Below are 22918 nucleotides of genomic sequence, written 5' to 3'. Positions count from 1 at the left end.
CGTTCGGCGCTGCGACCGCACCTCGTGCGAACGCCGGCGTTCCAGTTGCTCGCCGTGGCCGTGTTCACGGTGACGACCGCGGGTTGGGCCGCGCTGGCCGTGACGGTAGTCGCCTGACCAGGGTTCACCAGCGGTTCCAGTGGAGCACTTCGTCGCGCGGAATGCGTTTCGCGGGGCGGAATTCGGTGCCGATGGTGAACGCGAGCGGGATGAAGGCGGCGAGCATGACGTCGTGGTAGGGGACGCCGAGGGTTGCGGCGAGTTCGCGTTCCCGTGGGGCCTGCGCGGTGGTCCAGACGGTGCCGAGGCCGCGGGCGCGGGCGGCGAGCATGAAGCTCCACACGGCGGGCAGGATCGATCCCCAGGTCATGGACTGTTCCAGGACGGTGGCGCGGTCGGTGCGGCCTTCGACGGCGGGGATGACGAAGGCCGGAATCCGGTGGATGTTGTCATAGAGGTGCTGGAATCCCTCCGCGATCCGGTGCGGGGACTCGGGATGGGCGTACATGCGCCGCAGGTCGGCCTCGCCCAGCGGCTGGCCGCCGACGCTGTGCACGGCCCGGCGGAAGATGTCGGCGACAGCGGCGCGCTGGGCCTTGTCGGTGACGATCAGGAAGTGCCAGCGTTGGCGGTTGCGTCCGGTGGGCGCCTGGGTGGCGAGGTCGACGCATTCCTCGATGAGCTTGCGGGGCACCGGGCGGGTCAGGTCGAGACGTTTGCGGACCGCGCGGGTGGTGGACAGGACTTCGTCGGCGGACAGGTTCAGTGACATGGGATCGGTCTCCTCGGGGTGAACGGTTCGTCAGTCGTGGGCGGGGACTGGGGTGGTTGTCTGCTGGGGATTGCGGATTCCCAGGGCGGTGACGAGCGCGCCGAACAAGGAGAAGCATCCGGCGACAAGGAACGCGAGCCGGTAGCCCGACAGACCGGGTGCGGTGAGGAAGAGGGACAGCACGGCAACGCCGATGCCCGCGCCGATCTGGACCGCGGAGGTGATCAGCCCGGATGCCAGCCCCTGCCGGTCGGCGGGCAGGCCGCCGACGGCCGCGATGTTGAGACTGGGAAAGGACAGTCCGTTGCCGATGCCGTGGATCACCAGCGCCGGCAACAGCACGGCGAGGTAGCCGCTGGCGGTGTCGGCGCGCAGGAACAGCAGGATGCCGCAGGCCTGCACGAGCATTCCGGCAGTGGCCACCCGGCCTAGGCCCCAGCGTGCGATCAGCCTTCCGGCCAGGTTCGCGGCGAGGAAGATGGCCAGGCCCATCGGCGCGATTCCCAGGCCCGTGGCGAGGGCGTCGTAGTGGAGGGTCTGCTGGAGGTAGAGGACGGCGACGAACTGCCAGCCGATGGTCGCGCAGGCCCAGGCGACGGCCGCGATGTTGGCGGCGCGCAGTGTCGGCAGCCGAAAGATGGCGAGTGGCACGAGCGGATTCCGGTGTCGCCGTTCGATGAGCACGAACGCCACCAGCAGCAGTACGGCGACGACACCGGCGGGCCAGTTCCGCTCGGACAGGGCGAACACGACGAGCAGGACCCCGCCGGTCACGGAGGCGGCGCCACCGGCGTCGAAGCCCCGGGCCGAGCCGTCCCGCCGGGCGTCGCGGGACAGGGCCACCGGCGCGAACGCCACGACGAGCAGGGCGACCGGCACGGGCAGGAAGAACACCAGGCGCCAGTCGACGCCGGTGAGCAGGCCGGAAAGGACGAGCCCGCCGGTGTATCCGGCCGCACCGGCCAGCGAGTAGACCCCGAGTGCCCGGCCGCGCTCGGCTTCACCGGTGAAGGTCGTCGTGATCAGCGACAGCGCGGAGGGCGCGGTCAGCGCGGCGGCCAGTCCCTTCACGATCCGGGTGGCCACGAGCAGCGTTCCGCTGGAGAACAGGCCACCGGCCAGGCTCGCCGCCGCGAACACGGTCAGCGACAGCAGGAACATCCGGCGTCGGCCGAACAGGTCGGCAAGCCTGCCGCCCAGCAACAGGAACCCGCCGTAGGTGACCGCGTAGCCGGAGACCAGCCATTGCAGGGTGCCCTCCGGCAGGGACAGTTCGCGCCGGATGGCGGGCAGCGCCACCCCCATCAGCGACAGGTCCATCGAATCCAGGAACACCGCGGCGCACAACAGCACCAGCGCGGCCCGCCCGCGACCGTGGATACCGGCCACGACCCACCTCCGTCTGTATGCAAACAATCTTTGGGCAGATGATTGGCGACAATACTGTTTTAATGATCTGCGGTCAAATGATTGGTAGACAGATGGTTTGTGGTAGCGTGCGGAGGAGCACGAGAAGGGGGGCAGCATGCCGACCAGGACATCCGCGGCACGTGTGACCTACTTTCCACGACTGGCGGCGGAACGCCCGGACATCGCACTGTGTCGCGCGTCGACGGTCGTGGCTCGGGCCGCCGAGGTGGCTGCCGCGGCGCACGGGCTTGCCGTCGGCCCACACCTGGTGCTGAAGATGCTCGCGGCGGTCGGACCCTGCTCGCAGCAGACGCTCAGCGAGGAACTGCGCATCGACCGCAGCGTGATGGTCGGCATCGCCGACGAACTGGAGAAAGCCGGCTACGTCCGCCGCGAGCGCAACCCCGAAGACCGGCGCGCCTACGCGGTCACCATCACCGGTTCCGGACAGCACGCGCTCGCGAAGGCCGAGAAAGCGGTACCCGAGTTCCTTGAACGCACCTTCGCGCCCCTCGCCCCCGCCGAACGCGACCAACTGGCGGCGCTCCTCGGTAAACTCCTCGACGGCGACTGAGCTGTCAGGCTTCCTGTGTCCAGGCGAAGCCAGACGAGGCCGGACGCCGACGGCGATTCGACCTGCCGGTCCCGCGAAAACGGGTGGCTCAAGCCCTTGACGCGGGAAAACCGGCGATGAGCACGGTGAGGACGCGCCTCATCGCGTCCGGAAACGACACCCGCAGGGCCGTGAGCTCCGGATTCAGCTCGTAGACCTCGGCAAGGGCGGGCGGTGGGTTTGCCGCCGGAAAGAAGGCGCCCGCGAACAGGGTCGAAGCGGCCGTCAGCTCGAAAGCCTCGTTGTCGGTCAGGTCCGGGCATGCCTCGCCGACGGCCGCGCTGACCTCGCGAGCGAGGTCCAATGTGGTGCCTTTGAAGGTGAATGCCTGCGGTTCTCCTGGTGCTCGTTCGTCTGTGGTGTTGAGTCGGCTGCCTGCCTGGCCGATGAGTGAGGCGAGTGTGTCGGCCAGGCCGCGGGGCAGGATGAGGCCGCCGTCGAGGGTTTCGTCGTAGCTGCGGAGAAAGCGCGGCGTGTCCCAGGTGGACATGCGCATCCGCTGCCGCTCGTAGAAGACCGGGTTCGGCATGGATGCCGCGTGTTTCACCGTCGCGAGCAACGCCAGCTGTGGCTGGAGCGATCGACGTGTGCGGTCGTTGCCCCTCTTGCCCCCTGGTCATCTGCATCGTTGTGGTGGGTCGAGGCGTTCGGTGACAGCGACGAGTCCGGGTCTGGTGTAGCGAGCGACCGTGCGGATGGCTTTGGCGCAGGACTCCCGAAGCTACGGCCAGGTGCCGACTAGTGCGTTGTCAACCCCTTCGGCGGGGGCTGGACAATGTCTCGGTGGCCTCGTGGACGGCGGCGAGGCCAGGTTTGACGTAACGCTGGACGCTGCGCAAACTCTTGTGCCCGGTCTTGGCCATGATGACGTTCGCGGAGACGTTGGCATCGCCGAGGTGGGTGGCCGAGGAGTGGCGGAGCTGGTGCAGCCGTAGCCCGTTGCCGTAGTGGGCGAGCAGGACGCGGGCGCGGTCGTAGCCCAGCCGGGCACGGCCGGTCTCCGAGCAGATGTCACGCGGGTCGGCGGTCGCCTTGCGGTGCGGGCCAGGCCGACGCTCGGACAGAAACAGCGGGCCGCGCTCCCGACCGGCGATCAGCCGGGGCAGCAGGTGCGCGGTGTCGGTGCCCCACGTGATCCACATGGTGTCGCCGCCCTTGGTGGTGATCTTGGCCTGTTTGCTGGGCAGGTCCAGGTCCTCGACGTTCAGGGCGAGCACGGCGCTGGCGCGGCTGGCGGACTCGTAGAGCATCCGCCACAGCGTCTTCTCCCGCAGCGGCAGGTCGCGGCGCCGGCAGAGCCGATCGATCCGGGAGCGCGACACGGCTTTGGTGTCGTCGTTGTTCTCGCGCTGCCGCTCCGCCGAGCCCGGCAACGCGGGCGCGGTCCAGTGTTGCTTGTCGGCGCACCAGGCCAGCCAGGAGCCGACGGCGGCGCGGTTGCGGTTCCAGGTTGCCGGTTTCGCGTCGCCCCACAGTTCGGTGAGCGCGTCACCGATCTCCGCGTCCGCGATGTCGGCCAGGGCGCGCTCGGCGTCGAGTTGATCGGCGGTGCGGTCGAGCACGTTGGCGTAGGCGCGCAGCGTGTTCGGGTTGCCCTTGATCTTCGGGGTGTCGAGGAAGGCGTCGATGGCGGCGCGGACGGTCGGTCCGCTGGTGTTGCGGGTTCCGCGCCGTGCGGTCTTCAGCTTGGTCACCGTCGCCGCCATCGCCACACCTGTCCCGTTCGACCTACCGGATAACGTGCACGAGTCGCGCATCGGCCGGCGAGGCGTTCGTACTGGCCGCCGGTCCTCGTCGTGGATCAATCTACCGGATAATGGCCTATTATCCGGTAGCTGTTGGTTTGAAGTCTTAACCACTCGCGGGCAGACAACCTACGGTTGTCTCTTGCGGTCTCGACAACGTAGGGTTGTCGCCATGGTGATCAAGTCGGTGAGCCTTGGCGAGATGATCAGCGAGGTCCAGTCGGCGCATCCCGACGGGGATGCTTTGGATCTTCTGGAGGAGGCGGTCGCGGTCGCGGGTGGTCTCGCCGAGGTGGCCGATCATCTGGTCGGTCATTTCGTGGACAACGCCCGCGGCCAGGGGTTGTCGTGGACGCAGATCGGGGCGCGGCTGGGAGTCAGCAAGCAGGCTGCGCGGAAGCGGTTCGCGCCCGATGACATCCCACCGGAGCCGTCGGTGGTGAAACAGAAGGCGTTCGGCCGGTACACGCGGGCGGCGCAACACGCCATCGTGCTGGCCCAGAACAACGCGCGACGGCACCATCACCACTACATCGGCACCGAGCACATCCTGCTTGGGATCTGCCAGGAACGCTCCGGCCTGGGTGTCCAGGCGATCGCGGCGGCCGGCCTGACCGTGGCCGCTGTCGAGCGCGCGGTCATCGTACGACTGCGCGATCCCAGCAGCGAGGTGCCCGAGCGGATTCCGTTCACCGACAGCGCGAAGAAGGCGTTGGAGTTGACGCTGCGTGCCGCCCTGCGGCTCGGGCACGAGCAGGTCGGCACCGAGCATCTGCTGCTGGGCCTGCAAGCCCAGCAAACGGGCTTGGCCGCGCTGGTGCTCGCCGAGTTGGGATTGACCCCGGAAGCCGTGGAAGCCGAGGTGATTCGCCTGGTCACCGAGAACACGCCTACGTCATGACGTGGCGACACTGTGGGACAGGAGAGCGGGAGATGCGGGTGGATCCGTACACGTGGGACCGCGAGGAATGGTGCGAGCAAGCCCGGAGGGCCGGTCCCGGTCCGAAGGACATGGCACGTGGCCCGGCCTTCGCCGTCTCGGCGCAGCATCCATGTTCGGTGCGCACCGGCGAGGCGGTCTTACGCGCTGGTGGCAGTGCAGCCGACGCAGTGGTGGCCATGACCGTGGTGGACACGGTGGTTCAGCCTGGGACCAGCACACTGGGCGGTCACCTGACCATGCTGGTGCACGACACGTCCAGTGGCCGGACCGACACCCTCAACGCCGGGTTCGACAGCGTCACGGGCGACGGCGACCCCTACGACCGGATCGCCGAACGCGCCGGCGGGCGGGCGGTACTCGTGCCCGGGCTCATCGCTGGTCTGGACGCGGCCTGGCAGCGCTATGGGCGGTTGCCCTGGGGGGAGCTGTGGCGGCCGGCGGCCTACTTCGCACGCGAGGGCTTCCCTCTGTCGCAGCACTACGCTCTGGTCGCCCGCTCCCGGCGGCAGGTGCTGACGCGCCATCCCGAAGGCCGGGCTATCTTCGGAGCCCTTGTCGACAACAGCGTCGACAGTAGCGGCGCGACGCAGGAGGCCGGTTGGATATTCCGGCAGCCGCAATTGGCCGACACGCTCGACCGGATCGGCACCGACGGCGCGGGCTATGTCTACCAAGGGCCGTGGGCGCAACGCCTGGTGGAGGCGGTAGGTCGGCTCGATGGACGGATGACCCTGTCCGACCTTGCGCGTTACCAAGCGCGCTGGCATGAGCCACTGGTGGGCACCTACCTGGGCAAAGAGCTACGGGTCTGCCCGCCGCCGCATTACGGCGGCGCGGTGGTGCTGCTCGCGCTGGCCGTGGCCGAGGCACTGGGCCTGCACGAACGCCCACCGCGATGGCGGTCCGCGGACAGCTTCTACGACGAGATCCAGGCCATGGCCGGAGCGATTGCCGCTCGAGGGCAACACGACGAGGTGGATGACATCACACAACGCATCCGGCGACGGGAATTCATCGGCGGACCATTCGAGCCGCCGCAGGGATCACATTCCCTGGCCGCCGTCGACGCCGACGGCCAGCTCGCGGTGGCAACGCACAGTGTCGCGGGGCTGCCTTGGGGCGAGGCCGGGATCTTCGTCGACGGCATCGCGGTCAACAGCGCTCGGTACCTGCAACCGTCCGCAACCATCCCAGGTGACCGCGTCCGCGAAACACTGGCCACGCAACTGGTCCTCGATAACAACCGGCCGGTCTTCGCCGCCACCGCCATGGGCACCGGTCTGCACGGGTGCCTAATGCAGAACACCGTCAATGTCCTCGCCCACGGGCTGGACCTGCACCAGGCCATCGACCAGGACCGCTGGGGGTTCTATGACTACGACTACCAAACCGGCCGCGCCACCAACGCCATTCAAACCGAACCGTTCACTCCGGGACTACTCGACCGGGTCGAAGAGATCGGCCAGCCGCTGGCCCGCACCGACGCCGCCGGGCGGCCCTATGCCCGCCGCGATAAGCCTCAGCCCGGCCACACCATCGCCCCCACCATCGGCTCCTGGGCCGCCGTCGCTATCGACCCCGGCACCGAAGAACGCCTCGCTGTCACCGAACCCCGGCTCATGGGCACTACCACCGCCGGATAGATCACGTCGACAGGTGTAACAGAACACCGGGCCGCGACGCCACGAGCGGCGGGGACGGTTCGCCAGGGGTCACTGCGTCGGCCACTCTCGACCGCGGCAAAAGCGAGTTGCCATGCCGGTGGTGGCCGATGCGGCTCTCATGCGGCGACGGCGTCCAGATCCAGGCGCTTGCTCATATCGAGTTGGAACCGACTATAGGGATTTACGTTGGTCCAGAACAGTGCGATCAACCCGCGGCGGTCGGCCTCGGTGAGCTTTTTTGCCCACTTCGGGTCGGCCAGAACCCGCTGCAGTAGCAAGGTATTGATGTAGACCAGGCACGACTGGAGCAGGTGCAGCGGCCGGTGCAACAGTGGATTTCGTCGACGGGGTCGGGATGCGCTCGGACTATCACGCGGGTACCACCTGGGCCTGACAGTGAGAGGGCAGGGTTCAAGGACAGCGCCAGTCCCGCCTCTTTCAACGCGTCAACATCGATATGGAACCCCTCGCCCGATATCGCGAGCGCACCCTCTTCCCAGTGGACCTCGTCAAGGTTGATGGCACTCAGTCAACAGGTGTGCGCAAAATCTATACATTTGCTTAAGCAAACGAGCGTCATTTTTTGCGGGGGTTGGGGAAGCCGAGGCTGGTGTAGCCGGGTGCGCGTTTGGTGAGGGAGGAGGCGAGCACTCCTGTGTGGATGTCGTGGTAGTCGTGGACTTCGGCGGTGGTTTTGCCGGGGTGGGGGCGCAGGATTCGTCCGGCGTATTGGACGAGTCTGCCTTTGAAGGCGATGGGTGCGGCGAGGAAGAGGGTGTCGAGGATGGGGCAGTCGAAGCCTTCGCCGACGTAGGGGCCGGTGGCCAGGACCAGTAATGGTGGCCGGTCGGGGGCGGGTTGCAAGCGGGCGAGGGCGTCGCGGCGGGCGGTTACGGTCATTCCGCCCCGGAGCAGGATCGGATCGAGTTGTTGTTGTCGGAATTCCTCGGCGAATCGTTGCAGGTGGGCTGTCCATTGGGTGAGGACGAGGCAGTGTCTGCCGCGTTTGAGTGCGGCGGTGACGTCGGTGACGACTTGGCTTGTGCGGCCGTCGTCGGCGATGAGGGTGCGGTAGATGGCGGCGATTCCGCCGGGCTCGGACGGGTCGGCGTCGCCGGTGTAGCGGAATTGGGTTTCGTGGACGTGCAGGACAGGGGTGGGGCGTGGTTCCGGGCCGGATTGGGGGAGTTGGAGCTGCGGTGAGGGTTTGTCGCCGGTGGGGTGGTGGGTGATGGTGTGGCGGGTCGGGCCGAGTTGGAGTGCGATGAGGTCGTCGAGTTTGTCGCGGCGGTAGGGGGTGGCGGTGAGGCCGAGCCAGCGGCGGGCGGGGATCTGTTTGACGGCGTGTTCGAACGCGGCGGCGGGGATGTGGTGGCATTCGTCGACGACGATGAGGCCGTAGGCGGCGGTGAGGGTGGCGATGTCGTCGCGGCGGGCGAGGGTTTGCAGCATCGCGACGTCGACCGTGCCGCGGGTTTTGGTGCGGCCGCCGCCGAGTTGGCCGGGTTTGACGCCGAGGAGGTCGGTGATGCGGGTGCGCCATTGGTCGGCGAGCGCTTTCCGGTCGACGAGTACCAGGGTGGAGACGGCGTGCCGGGCGATCAAGGCGCAGGCGATCACGGTCTTTCCGGCGCCGGGCGGAGCGACCAGCACGCCCAGGTCGTGCTCGCGAAGGGCGTCGGCGGCTTGTTGTTGCGGGGTGGTGAGGGTGCCTTTGAAGGTGAATGCCTGCGGTTCTCCTGGTGCTCGTTCGTCTGTGGTGTTGAGTCGGCTGCCTGCCTGGCCGATGAGTGAGGCGAGTGTGTCGGCCAGGCCGCGGGGCACGATGAGGCCGCCGTCGAGGGTTTCGTCGTAGCTGCGGAGAAAGCGCGGCGTGTCCCAGGTGGACATGCGCATCCGCTGACGTTCGTAGAAGACCGGGTTCGGCATGGATGCCGCGTGTTTCACCGTCGCGAGCAACGCCGGGGACAGCTCACCGGACTCCAGCCGGATGCCCGCGGACAAGCGCGCGTGGATGATTGGGGCCGAGGTGGTGCGTATCCGGGTTGAGGTGGGTGTGGCGACTCGTTCGACACCGCCTCCGACCAGTACCTGGCCCGCGCGGCGGGCGACCTTGCCCACTTCGGCGGGGCTCATCCGGCCGAGGGAGGACAGAAACGCCCACTGGTCCTCGTGCGGCTCCATCGTCGACAAATCGAGGAACAGGGTCGCTCCGTCCCTGCGGGATTTTCCCTGCAGTGGTGCGGCGATCAGGTTCCCGACTCCGCCTGAGGGCAGGACATCCTGGGAGGGGAACAGGCGGTCGTAACTGGACAGATCCATATGACCGCGAAGTGCCATCGCTTCCCGGAGTAGGCCGCTGCCGAGCCGCCGCGCCGTCTCCGCGGTGACAGGCGCGGCGAAGAACACCCACACGTGCGCGCCGATACCGGATCGGGACACCTCCAGAGCGGCGGGCACCGACCAGGCGCGGGCGGCCTTCACGTAGGCGAGGGCGTCCAGCATGGCGGCTTGGCCGTCGAAGTCGGCTGCCAGCCAGCAGCACTGGTCGCCATCCAGCAGCGGGTACAGCCCGAGATGTGTCTCGCCGGACAGGTGAGCGTGCACGATCTCCTTGGTCAAGGGCAGGTAGTTGCGATCCTCGTGGCGCACGCCCTTGCGCCAGCTGCCGCGTACCGCGGGCAACCAGCCTGCTTGGCCGGTTCGGGGGTTCTCCCAGCGGGTCGCGTAGACGTCCCGGCGGGCGGCGAACAATGCTTCAAAGAAGGCGACTTTTGTCTCCGGCGCGGACTCCCGGTCCACGGTGCCGGGGCGAGCCTCGAAGATGCCGGTTTGGGCAGGGCCTGGCGGGGCCGCCTGCCCTGGTGTCAGCTTGAGCAGCCGCAACAGTCGCGTGTTCTCCGCCTGCAAGCGGCCGGCCAATGCGCGCAGACCGGCCAGTTCCTCCGCAAGCACGGCCGCACCCGCCGATCGCAGATCATCACTCACACCCACCACCGTAGGGGTTGCCAAGGGCAAGGGGCCGTCTCATGCGGTCAGCTCCAGCGGTCGCCACAACCGTGTGTCCTCTGCTCACGACTGCTCTGTTGCAACGCGTATCCCCGCGAGTTCGTGATCTCCGCTGGCTGGAGCGATCGCCGTTTGCGGTCGTTGCCGCTGATGTGGTGTTCAGATGCCGGCTCGGTCGAGGCGTTGGATGAGGCTGGGTTTGCGGGCGTGCGTCTGCCGTAGTGCGTTGATGCGCGCGGTGAATGTGTCGTCGTGCCCGTCGCGTTCGGCGAGTGTCTGGAGATCGGTGAGTAGTGTGACGGCGGCGTCGTATTCGGCTGGTTTCTTGGTGGCGATCATTGTCTCGACGCGTGACCATGCGGCGTCTTGTTCGTCGGCCAGTTTGTTGAGTCGTTGTTCGCGGGCCCGGATGCGTGCCTGTTCTCGTCGTGCTTCTTCGTCGGCGCGTTGGGCTGCCAGTCGACGTTGTCGGTCGGCTCGTCGGTGTGCCGCGTTGTCGAGCAGGTCGGCGACGGTCCGGCGGGCCGGGGCGGGGTGCGGCGGCGCGGTGTGGCTGCGGAAGCGGCGTAGCAGTTCCATCCGTACCCGCGCGGGCTCATTTTTGATGACTCGCACCAGGAGTCGGTTCTTCTCGGCCTCCGGTAGGCGGGTTATCCAGGCGCTCAGTTCGCTGGGGTCGTCGGTGACCTTCGGGATCGGTGGGCTGGTTTGTGCCGCGGTGGCGAGTAGGTCGTCGTCGAGGCGGAGGAAGTCGGCCAGCGCCCGTTGTGGCGCGGTGAGGGTGTGCAGGCCTGGTGGGACGGGTGGTTCGAGGTCGTTGTCGGAGTCGCGGTCGAAGATGTCTTCGTCGCGTTCCCAGGCGCCGTAGGCGGCGAGCCAGGCGAGGTAGAGCGGTCGGAGGTCACCGGTGGCGAGTTCGGCGCGAACTCCGACGATTGCCGACAGCAATGTCTCGGGGTCGTAGTCGAACTCGAATTCGCCTGCGTTGTCGTCGCTGGTGAAGTCGAGCACGATGAACTCGCCTGCGTCGTGGGCACTGGCCTGGTCACCGACGCAGTATTCGTCGGCGAGGCTGGGATCGAGCAGGTCGGTGGGCAGGCGGAACATCACGCGGTGGGTGCCCCAGTTGGCCACGTAGAGGTGCGCGTCGTAGTAGTGCTCCATCAAGTGGTTCGGGTCGCCTTTAAAGTCGCCCCAGTGGTACTCGTTGACGAAACTGGTGGCGGTGATCCGTGCCCGGGTGGATAGCGACCGGATCTCGGCTTGCTCGTCATCGTCCAGCGGACGGTCGATTGCCAGGAATTCGTAGTACTGGTACTCGCTCACGATCCATCCACTCAATCAGCGGTGGTAAACGGTTCTGCCCGGAAACTCGAGTCGTCGCCCAGATGGAAGAACAGATGACCTTCGACCAGGGCATCGTGGACAAGAGACGCCCAGCCGCGTCCGCTGACCTGGTCGCCCTCGTCGACACCTTCCCAGGTGAACTCCACACCGGGCCGGCCGTCCCGGTCCGCCGGACGGCAGTCCAGCCAACCCTGGACGGCGATGAAACCGAACTGCCCGGTCCGGTCCCTGTTGAACTTGATGAAAGCCGGTTCGACCAGGTCGATCGCGTCCTGGTCCCAACCACTCATCGCCACGATCCGCCAGCGGCCGATCAACGGCACCATCGAGCTTTGACCACGCCTCGCCACAAGCCGTCAGGGTAGCCATCGCCTGGAGGACCCGTTCAAGTGCCGTCATCTCGGCTCGATGTTCACGCTGGAACGCCTGGAGCAAACCTGGAGCACGGGGGCATGCCGAACCGCGCCAGGTGGCACACAACCACAGCGAACGGCAGTGTTTGACCGGCGGCTTCTCGTCGTGCTAGCTTTAACGTGCGAACTTAGAGTAGTGGTCCCTTCACTGAAAGTGAGGGGATCAGGGGTTCGAGTCCCCTTAGCTCCACGTTTTGATTAATCCCTTTCGATCGGCTTGTTTTAGCTGTTCGGAGGGGATTTTTGCTGTGCCACGACGATTTTGTTTGATCGTTTCCATGGGGATTCCGTTGCCCCTGCTGGGGTGTTTCTGGTGCATGCGACGATCGCCGGGATCTGGACGAAGTTGTGGATGTTCGTGCTGCGCCTGTCCAACTCGGGCCGGGCGTTCCATGTCTCGTTCGCCACGCAAGCCCAAGAGGCGTTCCTGCAAGGCCACGTGTTGGCGTTCGCCCACTTCGGCGCCGCCGGGACGGATCAAGTACGACAACCTCAAGCCCGCCGTCGTCCGCGTCCTACGTGGCCGCGACCGAGAGGAATCCGAGCGGTTCATCGCACTGCGCAGCCATTACGGGTTCGACTCGTTCTTCTGCCGACCCGGCATCGAAGGCGCTCACGAGGCGGAGTCGAGGGCGAGATCGGCCGCTTCCGACGCCGTCACCTGGTCCCGGTCCCGAAGGTCGCATCGCTGGCTGAGCTGAACACCCTTATCGCAGCAGGTGATCTGCTCGATGACACTCGCGTGATCATCGGTCGCCCGACCACGGTCGCGGCCGCGTTCGCCGCGGAACTGCCCGCGCTGATGCCGCTGCCGGCCGAGCCGTCCGACCCCGCCAGACTCCTGGAAGCACGCGTCGACAACCGGGCACGGGTCTCGGTACGGCAGTGCTACTACTCCGTCCCAGCGCGATACGCCGGGACGACGCCTGCCGGTGAGGTTGTCGGCGACCACGGTCGAGGTTCTCGACGACGGCAAGATCATCGCCCGGCATGAGCGCGCCGCAGGCCGTTACGTCGAAGTGCTCACACTGGACCACTATCTCGAGGTTTTGCCACGCACCACGCCAGCCAAGCCGAGCCGGCGCATCAGCCGCTCGACCCGGCCACGCCCGACTTCAACACCTTCCCGAAGTAGCTGGCGCCAGATCTTCTTCGCGCCGTACACCCGATAGTTCTCCTCATACACGCGTTGAATTTCTATCATGAGTTTCTCGTCCTCGACCTCGCGCCGCGATGTCGGGCGCGTCAGGGCGGCATAATAGGTGGACGGAGCGATCTTGATGCCGAACTCGGTCAGCACGGTACAGATCGGCTCGACTCCGAACCGGTCCTTATGTTCCGCGATAAACGTTACGAGCGCGGCGGTCGAGGGTCGAGCTCCCTCGCGAAGAAAGCCGACGCGGCCTTCAAAATCTCATTCGCCCGACGCAACTCGGCATTCTCCCGGCGCAGCCGCCTCAACTCCGCCGACTCCTCGCTCGAGGTGCCCGGCCGGGCACCAGCGTCGACCTCGGCCTGGCGTACCCACTTCCGCAGCGTCTCGCCCGACACACCCACCTTCGCCGCCACCGAGCAGATCGCCTCCCACTGCGAGGAGTAGTGCTCTACCTGCTCAAACACCAACGCAACCGCACGCTCACGCAACTCACGCGAGTACCTCTTCCCGGCCATACTCCACATCCTCACTCAACGAGTGAGCCTCCATCAGACCCGGGGCGGTTCACCACTTGCCGAGGTCAAAGCGCACTCGATCTCTGACCGATACCCGCACCGTGAACAAGGTGATTCCGTTCGTCACCGACTTGGTTCTCGGCCGCCGCTGCTCCGGTGTGCTTGAGGCCGGAATTCCTGGGCGCCGATGACGGTGAGCATGGCGAGCTTGTCGTGGCTGTCGGTGCCCGGTGTCGCGGTGAAGACCAGCAGAGTCTGGTCCTGAGCGGGGTCGAGGAGGGTTTGGCAGTGCAGGTCCAGCAGTCCCAACTCGGGGTGAGTGAACCGCTTCTGGTCGCTCCACCGCACGCCCACCTCCTGCCGTTCCCACAGGTCGGCGAACTCGCTGCTCCGAACGGCCAGCTCGGTGGCGAGGCGGCCGGCCGGCGAGTCGGGTCCTTGCCGGGCACTGCCGGCGCGCAACTGTGCCACGTAGATGCGGCTGTGCAGTGGGTGGTCTTCAGCGACGTAGCGCGCCCGTTCGCCCGGGTCGGTGAACCACCGGTACACGGCGCTGCGGGCCGGACCGGCGAATCCCGTCTGGTCGCCGAGCAGGGCGACCGCCGGGGGTGTCTGCACGAGCGTTTCCCCGACAGCGCCCATGACCTGCGCCGGGGTGTCCTGCAGGCGGTCCAGGACGCGCATCAGCCCGGGGCTGACGTGCTCGCCGCGCGAGGCACGCAGCGGGGTCCGATGTCCGGCCAGCAGGAACAGGTGGTCGCGTTCGTCGAGGGTGAGCCGCAACCCGCGGGCGATGGCAGCGAGCATCTGCTCGGAGGGATGGGGGCCGGTGCCGCGTTCCAGCCGTGCGAAGTAGTCGGCGGACATGTCACACAGCTCGGCGACGTCCTCGCGGCGCAGCCCGGGGGTGCGGCGCCGTGTGCCGCGGCGTAAGCCGACGTCCTCGGGTTGCAGCACCTCGCGGCGGGCGCGCAGGAAGGCGCCGAGCGCCTGCCGGTCCATCGTCGTGGCCATAGGTCCATGGTGGACGGTTCCGTCCGACTCAGCCACTGACTGCCGATCCGTGGCTCGGCAAGTCCTCGACCCGCACCCTCCGCCGAGGTGAACTGGTCATCAGGACAGGCTCCGACGACCACCGATCAGGAGACGGCGATGGCGAAATGGACTGCTGACGATCTGCCGGACATGACGGGCAGGACGGTGCTCGTCACCGGGGCCGGCGGCGGGCTCGGGCTGATCACCGCGCGCGAACTCGCCCGGGCCGGCGCCCGTGTCGTGCTGGGCGTGCGCAACCCGGACAAGGCGGCCGAGGCCATCATCGGGATGGCGGGCACGTTCGAGGTGCGGCACCTGGACGTGGCCGACCTCGGCTCGGTTCGCCAGTTCGCCGAAACGTGGACTGGTGACCTGGACATCGTGGTCAACAACGCGGGTGTCATGGACGTCCCTCTGACCCGCACCCCGCAAGGCTTCGACGTGCAGACCGCGACGAACTACTTCGGCCCGTTCGTGCTGACCAACCTGTTACTGCCGCGGATTGGAGACCGGGTGGTCAGCGTCACCAGCCAGCTGCACCGCCAGGGCAGGATCGATCTTGACGACCTGGCCTGGCGGTCCCGGAAGTACCATCGGATGAAGGCCTACTACGACTCCAAGCTGGCGATCGTCCTGTTCTCCCTGGAGCTGCAGCGGCGCCTGACTGCATCGGGAAGTTCCGTGCGCTCGGTCCTGGCGCATCCTGGCATCGCGTCGACCTCGCTGGCCGCGCACTCGCCGTCCGGCTTCATCAACCGGCTCGGATTTCTCATCAACACCCCGGAGCGCGGGGCACTGCCGATCCTGTACGCGGCGACCCAGGACGTTCCCGGCAATGCCTACGTCGGTCCCGACGGACCCGGCAGCATCCGGGGCTACCCGAAGGTCCGCAAGCCATCCTCGGCCGGGCTCGACGAGACCACCGCCCGCAACCTGTGGCGGGCCACGGCCGCGCTGACCGGTGTAGGCACGGAGGTGGCGCGGTGAGCTATCTGGAAGCCGAAGACCATCCGGACATCTTCGTCCCACACCGCTTCACCGAGCACATCGCCGACCTCGGCGAGATCCGGATGAACTACGCGGTGACCGGAGACCCGAACAAGCCTGCCCTGCTGCTGATCCCGGCCCAGACCGAGTCGTGGTGGGGATACGAGCAGGCCATGTGCCTGCTCGCGGACCGATTCCAGGTGTTCGCAGTCGACCTGCGCGGGCAGGGCCGGTCCACCTGGACACCAGGCCGGTACAGCGTGGACATTTTCGGCGGCGACCTTGTCCGGTTCATCGACAGGGTAATCGCACGGCCGACCGTGGTGAGTGGGTTGTCCTCGGGCGGGGTGATCGCCGCCTGGCTTTCCGCATTCGCCGCGCCAGGCCAGGTGCGCGCCGCGATCTACGAAGACGCTCCGTTGTTCGCGTCCGAAGCCGACCCGGCATGCGGCCAGTCCATCAGCCAGGGTATGGGCCCCATGTTCCGGCTGTGGCACAAGTGGCTCGGCAGCCAATGGTCGATCGGTGACTGGGCCGGCCTACATGCCGCGATGGGCCGCGAATTGCCGGCGTCCCTGCTCGGCGCGCTCGTCCGGATGGCACCGCCACCTCCCAGTAACGCCCTGAGTGAGGTGCCAACCGGGCCGCCGCAGAACCTCAAGGAGTACGACCCGGAGTGGGGGCAAGCGTTCTCCTCCGGTCGAGCGATGGCGACCTGCGACCATGAGAACATGCTCGCCGGGGTGAAGGTCCCGGTGCTGTTCACCCATCACTTCCACGACATCGACCCGCGGACCGGCAACCTGCTCGGGGCCATCTCGGACCTCCAGGTCGACCGCGCGCGGCAGCTCATCACCTCAGCGGGTAACGAATTCAGCTACCGGTCCTTCCCGGGCGTGCCGCACTCCCTGCACGGTCACGACCCCGCGACCTACGTCAACACCGTTACCGCGTGGCTGTCCGAGCTCAACCTAACCGCCCCGCCCGGCGAGCAGGCGCCGTGACGCCCACGCCGACCCCGCAGTGACCGACAAGATGCTCACCCTCGTGGTCGCCATCCTTGGTGTCGAACGCTATTGGCTAGCAGCGCTGCGTCCAGTTGTCCGGAAGGCTCGTTCATCGCGACCGTTCACCGGCTGCGCGTTGCTGCGGCCAGGCACAGCACCCGCTCGGCCTGTGCGTAGATCGGGCCGTCGACCAGTTCCGCAGCACTGTTCAAAAGTCGAGTACGAGAGCGCCCACTACGCTCAACACCAGCCACGCCGACCGGTGCTGGTCTGACACCGAAGCCGGTCCTTTACCCGTGACGGTTCAAGGTGACGTGCGATCAGTGTGTACGTTGTGCTCCGGTCAACGGTGGCGCTTGGCGGCGGCCAGGGGTGGCGACCGTGGCCGCGAGATCGGCCACCGGCTCGCCGGGCAGCGCGCGGTCCTCGCACCAGGCAGCGACCTTGGTGAGGGTGAGCCGCCTCCCTGCGACCGGTAGGACGGTGACGGGTTCACCCTTCAACGCGTTGCTCGCCGCCGCCGCCCAGTCCGATGAGGGTGAACGCCTGGCCGGCGGCGACGACCTGGGCCAAACCCGTGAAGTTGTTCTCCGCCAGGGTGATCCGTTGATGCACCCCGACCTGGTTGAGGATGCGATCGAGCCGCCGTTGGATCTCCGGAGCGTGCCGCGGCCAACCTCGTGCTCGCGGCAGGTTGAGTCCGCCGGTGGCGCATGACAGGCTCGTGCATCGTGATCGATGACTTCGTGAAAGAGTACCTGCACAGCGATCTGCGGGAGATCCGCGAGACGATGCTCTGGAAGCTCGACGGGCTCGGCGAGTACGACATCCGCCGACCCCTGACCTCGACGGGAACCAACCTTCTCGGCCTGGTCAAGCACCTGTCGCTATCGGAGTCCAGGTACTTCGGCGAGGTCTTCGACCGCCCCTTCCCCGAACCCCTACCCCGATGGGACGACATCGGCAAACGCGGCACCGACATGTGGGCGACCGAGCACGAGACGCGCGAGGAAATCGTCGCCCGTTACCGGCGTGTCTGGGAGCACTCCGACACGACGATCACCACCCTCGCCATCGACTCTCCGGGCCATGTGCCCTGGTGGCCACGCCCCAATGTCATGCTGTTCAACGTTCTGGTCCACATGCTCACCGAAACCAGCCGGCACGCCGGACACGCCGACATCCTCCGTGAAAAGCTCGACGGCGCGACAGGGACGGCAGCCGGATACACGAACCCACGGCGCGACTCGGCTTTTTGGGAAGCCCGGCGCGCGGAGATTGAGCGGGCCGCGAAGGCGGCCATCGAACGACGGTGAATACCGCATGGTTCGAATATCGTCTCACTTCACCAGTTCGGTCGGAGGTTTCTATCTTTACAACTACCACCCGATGGAACACCCCGCTTTCGGATCATGGTTGAAACATTTTAGAGCTCGTCTCATGTGGGATGCGGACTCCGATGCCGGGAGCGGATCGATGGGATGGCGTTGACCAGGGGCTTGAGCGCCTGGGAGTCATGGGTGTTGGCCGCGGAAACGGCGAGGGAGATCGGCAGCCCGCCCCGTTCGGGCAACACGTGGATCTTCGATCCGGGTTCCCCGCGATCGACGGGGTCCGGTCAGCGGTCCCCCTTTTGGCCAGCACGCTTGCTCCGTCGAGGATCGCGCGGGACCAATCGATCGAACGCTGGCTGCCAAGTTCGTCGAGCACGGCGTGGTGCAGTCCGCGCCATAGCCCCGCCTCGGTCCACTGACTGAAGCGACGGTGTGCGGTCTGGAACGGCACCCCGAACGGCCGTCGGTGGGGTCGAGTAGCGGTACGGCGATGGCGTTGAGGCCGATGTGGTTTTCGCTGAGGGACAGCGTGTAGGAATCGGTAACCGCGCGGGCTGCTACATGCCGGCGAGTGTTTCCAGAACCCGCAGTGCCCGGATGTGGGTGTCCTGCTCGGCCTTCCGGGGGCATGCCTCGCCTTCGAGTTCCGGATACTGGTTGTAGCTCTTGCCTGGGTTGGGAATGCCCGCGCGAGTAGCCGGTTAGCCGCGCGATGTCCGCGACCGTGTTCTCTCCCTCGGCGAGCCTGAGCAGCGCCACCTGGGCGCTGAACACCGCACGGGTGAACCGCCGCCACACCTCGGCCTCATGCGAAGGCATGCGTTCAGTTTAGGCATCCAGACAACATGTTGCCAATCAGATCAGAGATATTCGCGATAACCGGTAAATATCAGACAATATGTTGTCGATTGTGGGGCTACCTGGGCGGCCAGGGCGGCGGTTCCGGCCTCGGACCGAACGCGGTGTTTTAGTTCGTGAAGGACCCAGGGAGGTTTGGCAACGTTGTCGCCGCGGCGGTCGCCACGGCTTCGGGTCGGGCGGCACGGCGGTCTCGGATCCGCGCGGTGTACCGGCGGGTGAAGTATGCTGGTAGGCCGAATCCGACGACCTGGTAGGCGATCCGCGCAACGATGCCGCCGTGCAGCGCGACGCAGGCGAACCCGGCCGCGGAGATGAATATGAAGCTGATCGTCCAGATCGCGGTGATGACCGTGTTGATGTGGCGGAACTGCGGCGAGCCGGCGATGTCCGGCGCGACCCTGCGGCGCGCGATCCCGAGCGTGAAGGGCTGGCCGATCGCCAGGCTGGTCAGCGCGATCAGCCCCAGCCAGGCCGTGGAGATCGGGCTGTCGTAGCTCTGCAGCGGCGAGTGCGGTGCGGCGAAGGCCAACGCGGTGAGCGCGGCGAAGTAGGTGGTCATGCCGATGTTCAGGATCTGCCCGTCGAGCCCCATTCCGGCGCGGCGGTTGATCACCAGGGAAGCCCCGCTGATACCCAGGGCGACCAGTGCTGCCCACTGCCAGCCGAAGGAGGACACCAGGGAAAAGGCGATCCACGGCGCGAAGCCTCGGAGATAACTCATCGAGTGCCATTCCTTTCGAAGGGATATTCGTTCCAGAGAGATCCCAGAATTTCGGTTCGACGTGCGTCCGACAATTATGTTAGAAGTACCGGACGGTGATGTCCTGCGGTCCTCGCCGTATTTCGGGTGGAGGTGGGTCTCCACCCGAAATACGGCGCTGAGGCCAGGACGGAAGCCGGTCAGCGTCCTTACGCTCACTTGAGATGACGGCCCCGTTTTTCGGGGACGACCTATGCGCGGAAAGGAAGGCTGATGACCGCCGAAACCACCGAGCTTCCACAGCTCCCGTTCAGCCGGTCCACCATGCTCGACCCCGCCCCGTCTTTCGGGGAGTTGCGTCAGCGGGCGCCAGTGGCGCGAGTGCGCACGCCCGCCGCCGATCTGGCCTGGCTGGTCACCGGCTATGAGCAGGCCCGCACCCTGTTCGGCGACCCGCGGCTGGGCCGCTCACACCCGGATGCCGCCACCGCGCCCACCCTCAGCGACGCCGCGATCATGGGCGGCCCGGACGGCGACTACGACACCGAGCACGCGGACCATGCGCGCATGCGGGCGTTGCTGCGGCCGGCCTTCTCGGCTAAGCGGATGCGTGCCCTGGACGGCCGTGTCGCCGAGTTGGTGGCGCAGTGCCTGGACGAGATGGCCGTGGCGCGAGCCCGTGCCCCACACCAGCCGGTCGACCTGCACGCGCACCTGTCCTTTCCGTTGCCCGCCCTGGTGATCAGCGAACTGCTCGGGGTTCCGGTCGCCGACCGCGAGTACTTTCGCGACCTGTCTCATCGGGCCAGTCGGATGAACTCCTCCGGAGACGCGGCAACGGCGATGGCCGAGTTCCACGCCTATATGGGCCGGTTGGCCGCCGTCAAAAGGCTTCATCCCGCGCAGGACGTGCTCTCCGACCTGGTTCGCGCGCAGGCCGGCGATCCGTCGTTCAGCGACGACAAACTGGCTGGGCTGGCCGCTGGACTGCTGTTCGCGGGGCACGAGACCACGGTCAACCGGATCGATCTCGGAGTGCTGCTGCTGTTGGCGAACCCGGCTCGCCGGGACGCGTTCCTCGCCGACCCCGCGGGCCAGATCACGGGGATCGTCGAGGAAATCCTGCGCATGGCCGCGCCCGGGGACCTCGGGGTGTTGCGCTACGCCCACGCCGACATCGAGATCGGCGGAGTGCGCATCCGGCAGGGCGACGCGGTGCTGCTGGCTCCCAGCGCGGCGAACCGTGACCCGGCGATGTTCCCCGATCCCGATGTTTTCGACTCCTCCCGCGCGCCCAACCACCACTTGGCGTTCGGCCACGGCGCGCACTTCTGCCTCGGCGCCAGCCTGGCCCGCACCGAACTGCGGGCCGTGTTCACCGCATTGCTCAGCCGGTTTCCCACCGTGCAATTGGCCGCCCGCCTCCACGACCTTCCCGTTCGCAGCGGCTACTTGACCGGTGGAATCACCGAACTGCCGGTCATCTGGGCGAGCTGACGACCCACGGAATGGGGATCCGCCGAACCGGCGGGTCCCCGGCTATTCCTCGGGGCGAGTCGCGCTGTTGCGGTTGAGGGCGAGCCGAACGGCATCGGCGCGGGAGTGCAGACCCGCTTTGGCGAAAAGGTTGTTGATGTGGGTCTTCACGGTGGCTTCGCTGATGTACAACCGTTGGGCGATCTCGCCGTTGCGCAGTCCCTGGCCGATCAGAGCCAGGATCTCCCGCTCCCGTGCGGTCAGCGACGCGACGGTCTCCGGTTCCTGTGGTTCCGGCGCGCTGGTACGTGTGGCCAGGTTGAGCAGGCGCGTTTGGACGTCGGGAGCGAGCACGGCATGGCCGGCGCTGACGCTGCGGACCGCCTGGATGATCGTGGCCCGACCGGCGTCCTTGGTCAGGTAGCCGCGAGCGCCGGCGCGCAAGGCGGCGAGCACGGACTCGTCGTCCTCGAAGGTGGTCAACACCACGACGGGCAGGCCGGGCCGGGATTCCCGGAGCAGTGCCGTGGCTTCCACGCCGCCCATCACCGGCATGTGCAGATCCATCAGCACGACCTCCGGGCCGTGCTCGTCCACCGCGGCGATGGCCTCCTTGCCGTTTCCGGCGGTGCCCACCACGGTGATGTCGGGATCGAGGTCGAGCATGACCGCGAGCGCTTCCCGGACCGCGGCCTGGTCGTCGGCGATCAACAGCCGGATCGGGGTCATCGCGGCAACTCCAATCTCACGGCCCATCCCCGGGCGGGCGGTTCGAGCGGGCCGGCATGCAGTGTGCCATCCAGCAGCGAGGCGCGTTCGCGCATCCCGACCAGACCCATCCCACTGCCCGACTCGTTGCGGTGCCCGGCGGGTGCGCCGGTATCGGTGACGGTGAGGCGAATCAGCCGTTCTTCGTACCGCAGCACGAGGTTCACCTCGGCGCCAGGGGCGTGCCGATGCGCGTTGGTGATCGCCTCCTGTGCGGTGCGGATGACGGCCTGGGCCACCTCGACCGGTACTTCGCCCGGTTCACCCTCGACCGCGCAGCGGGCGTTGCTGCTGTCGGCCAGCCGGGACAGGGTCTCCGGCAGCGGCATCGTGTCCTCGCGCAGCGCGTGGATCGCGCGCCGGGTTTCCCCGATCCCGGAGATGGCCAGGGCGCGCGCCCGGCGCACGGCCTCGCCGGCTTCCGCAGCCCGGCCTCCGGCGAGCAAGGCGTCTGCCATGTCCAGTTGCAGGGCGATGCCGGACAGCGAGTGGCCGAGCACGTCGTGGATCTCCCGGGCGATCCGGCCGCGCTCCTCCAACGCCGCCTCCCGGGCCTCGGAGGCAGCGGCCCGCCGGTTCTGCTGGGCGGCGAACTCGGCGGCGGTGAGCGCGTAGCTCCGCTCCCGGCGGGCGACGCCGACGTAGAGCGGCAAGCCCACGGCCAGCGACAGCCACCACACAGGCTCACCCGGCACGTGCAGCAGTGACCCGGCTACCCGGGTGGCCACCATCGTGATGACGGTTGCGGCGCCGACGATGGCGAACACCGCCTTGCGGGAGGCCAGTTTTTCGCCTGCGGTCGCGGAGGCGACGAACACGAACCCTACGGCCGCGGTCGTCGGCGCCAGTGCGAACAGCAGCGCGCCGGCGATCGCGAACACGGACGCAAGCGCGAACTGCGCCCAATCCCGGAGCCGACGCCAGGGGAAGAAGGAAGCGACACCCGCGACGGTCACCACCGCGGTCAGTGCCCAGATCAGGCCGGCGAACCGGACCGGCGGACGCGCCGACAGTTCGACCAGGGTGATCACCAAGATGGTCGCGACGACGAACGGGCGGATCAGCTCATCGGCGAACCGCGGCGTCAACCCCGCGGTCGTGGGAGCCGCGGCCCAAGCCGTGTCGTCGCTTTCGGTGTTCATCGACTCGAAATGTCCTCGACG

The 22918-nt window shown here is 67.4% G+C and carries 20 protein-coding genes, 3 pseudogenes and 1 other annotated feature; of the genes and pseudogenes, 8 read left to right on the top strand and 15 right to left on the bottom strand.

The features are described 5' to 3' along the window. Positions 1 to 124 precede the first annotated feature (124 nt). Together ORV05_RS27705 and ORV05_RS27700 are read right to left on the bottom strand one after the other, a co-directional pair. On the bottom strand, positions 125 to 772 hold the full coding sequence (locus tag ORV05_RS27705) for a nitroreductase family protein (protein WP_268754940.1): 648 nt from the start codon (positions 770 to 772) through the stop codon (positions 125 to 127). A 30-nt stretch (positions 773 to 802) separates the two neighbouring features. Continuing rightward, entirely contained in the window at positions 803 to 2161 is a 1359-nt protein-coding gene (locus ORV05_RS27700) for an MFS transporter (protein ID WP_268754939.1), read from the bottom strand. A gap of 136 nt (positions 2162 to 2297) precedes the next feature. Between ORV05_RS27700 and ORV05_RS27695 the strand changes: the two genes are divergently transcribed. Continuing rightward, positions 2298 to 2756, top strand: a complete 459-nt coding sequence (locus tag ORV05_RS27695) for a MarR family winged helix-turn-helix transcriptional regulator (RefSeq protein WP_268754938.1) — start codon at positions 2298 to 2300, stop codon at positions 2754 to 2756. An 88-nt stretch (positions 2757 to 2844) separates the two neighbouring features. Here the strand turns inward: ORV05_RS27695 and ORV05_RS27690 are convergent, their stop codons facing one another. Together ORV05_RS27690 and ORV05_RS27685 are read right to left on the bottom strand one after the other, a co-directional pair. Beyond that, positions 2845 to 3354 carry a hypothetical protein gene (locus tag ORV05_RS27690; RefSeq protein WP_268754937.1) on the bottom strand — a complete coding sequence of 170 codons (510 nt, stop codon included), beginning with the start codon at positions 3352 to 3354 and terminating at the stop codon, positions 2845 to 2847. Between the two features lie 190 nt (positions 3355 to 3544). Then, complete coding sequence (locus ORV05_RS27685; RefSeq protein WP_268754936.1) at positions 3545 to 4501, bottom strand: tyrosine-type recombinase/integrase; 957 nt, start codon at positions 4499 to 4501, stop codon at positions 3545 to 3547. 211 nt (positions 4502 to 4712) lie between these two features. Between ORV05_RS27685 and ORV05_RS27680 the strand changes: the two genes are divergently transcribed. Continuing rightward, a complete protein-coding gene (locus ORV05_RS27680) occupies positions 4713 to 5441 on the top strand; it encodes a Clp protease N-terminal domain-containing protein (RefSeq protein ID WP_268754935.1) in 729 nt (242 codons plus the stop codon). Positions 5442 to 5473: 32 nt separating this feature from the next. Next, positions 5474 to 7126, top strand: coding sequence for a gamma-glutamyltransferase (locus ORV05_RS27675; protein ID WP_268754934.1), 1653 nt, complete (start codon positions 5474 to 5476; stop codon positions 7124 to 7126). Between the two features lie 137 nt (positions 7127 to 7263). Here the strand turns inward: ORV05_RS27675 and ORV05_RS27670 are convergent, their stop codons facing one another. From ORV05_RS27670 to ORV05_RS27655, 4 genes are all read right to left on the bottom strand, one after another. Next, entirely contained in the window at positions 7264 to 7476 is a 213-nt protein-coding gene (locus ORV05_RS27670) for a Tn3 family transposase (protein WP_268754933.1), read from the bottom strand. A 247-nt stretch (positions 7477 to 7723) separates the two neighbouring features. Further along, the gene (locus ORV05_RS27665) at positions 7724 to 10135 is read right to left on the bottom strand and encodes a DEAD/DEAH box helicase (RefSeq protein ID WP_268754932.1); all 2412 of its coding nucleotides are present in this window, start codon (positions 10133 to 10135) and stop codon (positions 7724 to 7726) included. A 180-nt stretch (positions 10136 to 10315) separates the two neighbouring features. After that, positions 10316 to 11482: a hypothetical protein gene (locus ORV05_RS27660; protein ID WP_268754931.1), complete on the bottom strand. Its 1167-nt coding sequence runs from the start codon at positions 11480 to 11482 to the stop codon at positions 10316 to 10318. Positions 11483 to 11493: 11 nt separating this feature from the next. Continuing rightward, positions 11494 to 11829, bottom strand: coding sequence for a hypothetical protein (locus tag ORV05_RS27655; RefSeq protein WP_268754930.1), 336 nt, complete (start codon positions 11827 to 11829; stop codon positions 11494 to 11496). A gap of 439 nt (positions 11830 to 12268) precedes the next feature. Here ORV05_RS27655 and ORV05_RS27650 point away from each other — a divergent pair. Further along, positions 12269 to 12784, top strand: a pseudogene (locus ORV05_RS27650) (IS21 family transposase); the annotation flags it as partial. A 171-nt stretch (positions 12785 to 12955) separates the two neighbouring features. Here ORV05_RS27650 and ORV05_RS36595 read toward each other — a convergent pair. Continuing rightward, a pseudogene (locus ORV05_RS36595) lies at positions 12956 to 13596 on the bottom strand (IS3 family transposase); the annotation flags it as partial. Further along, positions 13184 to 13312 (bottom strand) — a sequence feature (AL1L pseudoknot). (Overlaps the previous pseudogene by 129 nt.) Before the next feature lie 114 nt (positions 13597 to 13710). Then, positions 13711 to 14601, bottom strand: coding sequence for a helix-turn-helix transcriptional regulator (locus ORV05_RS27635; RefSeq protein ID WP_268754926.1), 891 nt, complete (start codon positions 14599 to 14601; stop codon positions 13711 to 13713). Positions 14602 to 14739: 138 nt separating this feature from the next. Here ORV05_RS27635 and ORV05_RS27630 point away from each other — a divergent pair, with 138 nt between their 5' ends. After that, positions 14740 to 15609, top strand: coding sequence for an SDR family NAD(P)-dependent oxidoreductase (locus ORV05_RS27630; protein ID WP_268754925.1), 870 nt, complete (start codon positions 14740 to 14742; stop codon positions 15607 to 15609). Further along, positions 15606 to 16613: an alpha/beta hydrolase gene (locus tag ORV05_RS27625; RefSeq protein WP_268754924.1), complete on the top strand. Its 1008-nt coding sequence runs from the start codon at positions 15606 to 15608 to the stop codon at positions 16611 to 16613. The genes ORV05_RS27630 and ORV05_RS27625 overlap by 4 nt, the downstream gene beginning before the upstream one ends. 495 nt (positions 16614 to 17108) lie before the next feature. Here the strand turns inward: ORV05_RS27625 and ORV05_RS27620 are convergent, their stop codons facing one another. Further along, positions 17109 to 17231, bottom strand: coding sequence for a hypothetical protein (locus ORV05_RS27620; RefSeq protein WP_268754923.1), 123 nt, complete (start codon positions 17229 to 17231; stop codon positions 17109 to 17111). Positions 17232 to 17347: 116 nt separating this feature from the next. Between ORV05_RS27620 and ORV05_RS27615 the strand changes: the two genes are divergently transcribed. Beyond that, entirely contained in the window at positions 17348 to 17932 is a 585-nt protein-coding gene (locus tag ORV05_RS27615) for a DinB family protein (RefSeq protein ID WP_268754922.1), read from the top strand. A 146-nt stretch (positions 17933 to 18078) separates the two neighbouring features. On the opposite strand, the pseudogene ORV05_RS27610 reads toward ORV05_RS27615, so the two are convergent. Both ORV05_RS27610 and ORV05_RS27605 read right to left on the bottom strand, forming a co-directional pair. Continuing rightward, positions 18079 to 18407, bottom strand: a pseudogene (locus ORV05_RS27610) (transposase); the annotation flags it as partial. A gap of 510 nt (positions 18408 to 18917) precedes the next feature. Beyond that, positions 18918 to 19532, bottom strand: a complete 615-nt coding sequence (locus ORV05_RS27605) for a hypothetical protein (RefSeq protein ID WP_268754920.1) — start codon at positions 19530 to 19532, stop codon at positions 18918 to 18920. A 252-nt stretch (positions 19533 to 19784) separates the two neighbouring features. On the opposite strand from ORV05_RS27605, the gene ORV05_RS27600 reads away from it, so the two are divergent. After that, positions 19785 to 21008 (top strand): cytochrome P450, encoded by a 1224-nt coding sequence (locus tag ORV05_RS27600; protein WP_268754919.1) that lies wholly within the window; start codon positions 19785 to 19787, stop codon positions 21006 to 21008. 42 nt (positions 21009 to 21050) lie between these two features. Here ORV05_RS27600 and ORV05_RS27595 read toward each other — a convergent pair whose 3' ends face one another. Both ORV05_RS27595 and ORV05_RS27590 read right to left on the bottom strand, forming a co-directional pair. Continuing rightward, entirely contained in the window at positions 21051 to 21716 is a 666-nt protein-coding gene (locus tag ORV05_RS27595) for a response regulator (protein WP_268754918.1), read from the bottom strand. Further along, on the bottom strand, positions 21713 to 22897 hold the full coding sequence (locus ORV05_RS27590) for a sensor histidine kinase (RefSeq protein WP_268754917.1): 1185 nt from the start codon (positions 22895 to 22897) through the stop codon (positions 21713 to 21715). The genes ORV05_RS27595 and ORV05_RS27590 overlap by 4 nt, the downstream gene beginning before the upstream one ends. Between the last annotated feature and the right edge of the window lie 21 nt (positions 22898 to 22918).

Origin of the sequence: Amycolatopsis cynarae (assembly GCF_026802195.1) — a bacterium.
Taxonomy (GTDB): domain Bacteria; phylum Actinomycetota; class Actinomycetes; order Mycobacteriales; family Pseudonocardiaceae; genus Amycolatopsis_E; species Amycolatopsis_E rhizosphaerae.
The sequence above is the reverse complement of the archived record's forward strand: the minus strand, read 5'-3'. Positions and strand labels throughout refer to the sequence as shown.

Excerpts from the sequence above, each read along its gene's own strand:
- ORV05_RS27705 (WP_268754940.1), bottom strand. The coding sequence starts at position 772 with ATGTCACTGAACCTGTCCGCCGACGAAGTCCTGTCCACCACCCGCGCG.
- ORV05_RS27630 (WP_268754925.1), top strand. The coding sequence starts at position 14,740 with ATGGCGAAATGGACTGCTGACGATCTGCCGGACATGACGGGCAGGACG.
- ORV05_RS27595 (WP_268754918.1), bottom strand. The coding sequence starts at position 21,716 with ATGACCCCGATCCGGCTGTTGATCGCCGACGACCAGGCCGCGGTCCGG.
- ORV05_RS27685 (WP_268754936.1), bottom strand. The coding sequence starts at position 4,501 with ATGGCGGCGACGGTGACCAAGCTGAAGACCGCACGGCGCGGAACCCGC.
- ORV05_RS27680 (WP_268754935.1), top strand. The coding sequence starts at position 4,713 with ATGGTGATCAAGTCGGTGAGCCTTGGCGAGATGATCAGCGAGGTCCAG.
- ORV05_RS27600 (WP_268754919.1), top strand. The coding sequence starts at position 19,785 with ATGACCGCCGAAACCACCGAGCTTCCACAGCTCCCGTTCAGCCGGTCC.
- ORV05_RS27655 (WP_268754930.1), bottom strand. The coding sequence starts at position 11,829 with ATGGTGCCGTTGATCGGCCGCTGGCGGATCGTGGCGATGAGTGGTTGG.
- ORV05_RS27695 (WP_268754938.1), top strand. The coding sequence starts at position 2,298 with ATGCCGACCAGGACATCCGCGGCACGTGTGACCTACTTTCCACGACTG.
- ORV05_RS27590 (WP_268754917.1), bottom strand. The coding sequence starts at position 22,897 with ATGAACACCGAAAGCGACGACACGGCTTGGGCCGCGGCTCCCACGACC.
- ORV05_RS27605 (WP_268754920.1), bottom strand. The coding sequence starts at position 19,532 with ATGAGTTATCTCCGAGGCTTCGCGCCGTGGATCGCCTTTTCCCTGGTG.
- ORV05_RS27635 (WP_268754926.1), bottom strand. The coding sequence starts at position 14,601 with ATGGCCACGACGATGGACCGGCAGGCGCTCGGCGCCTTCCTGCGCGCC.
- ORV05_RS27675 (WP_268754934.1), top strand. The coding sequence starts at position 5,474 with ATGCGGGTGGATCCGTACACGTGGGACCGCGAGGAATGGTGCGAGCAA.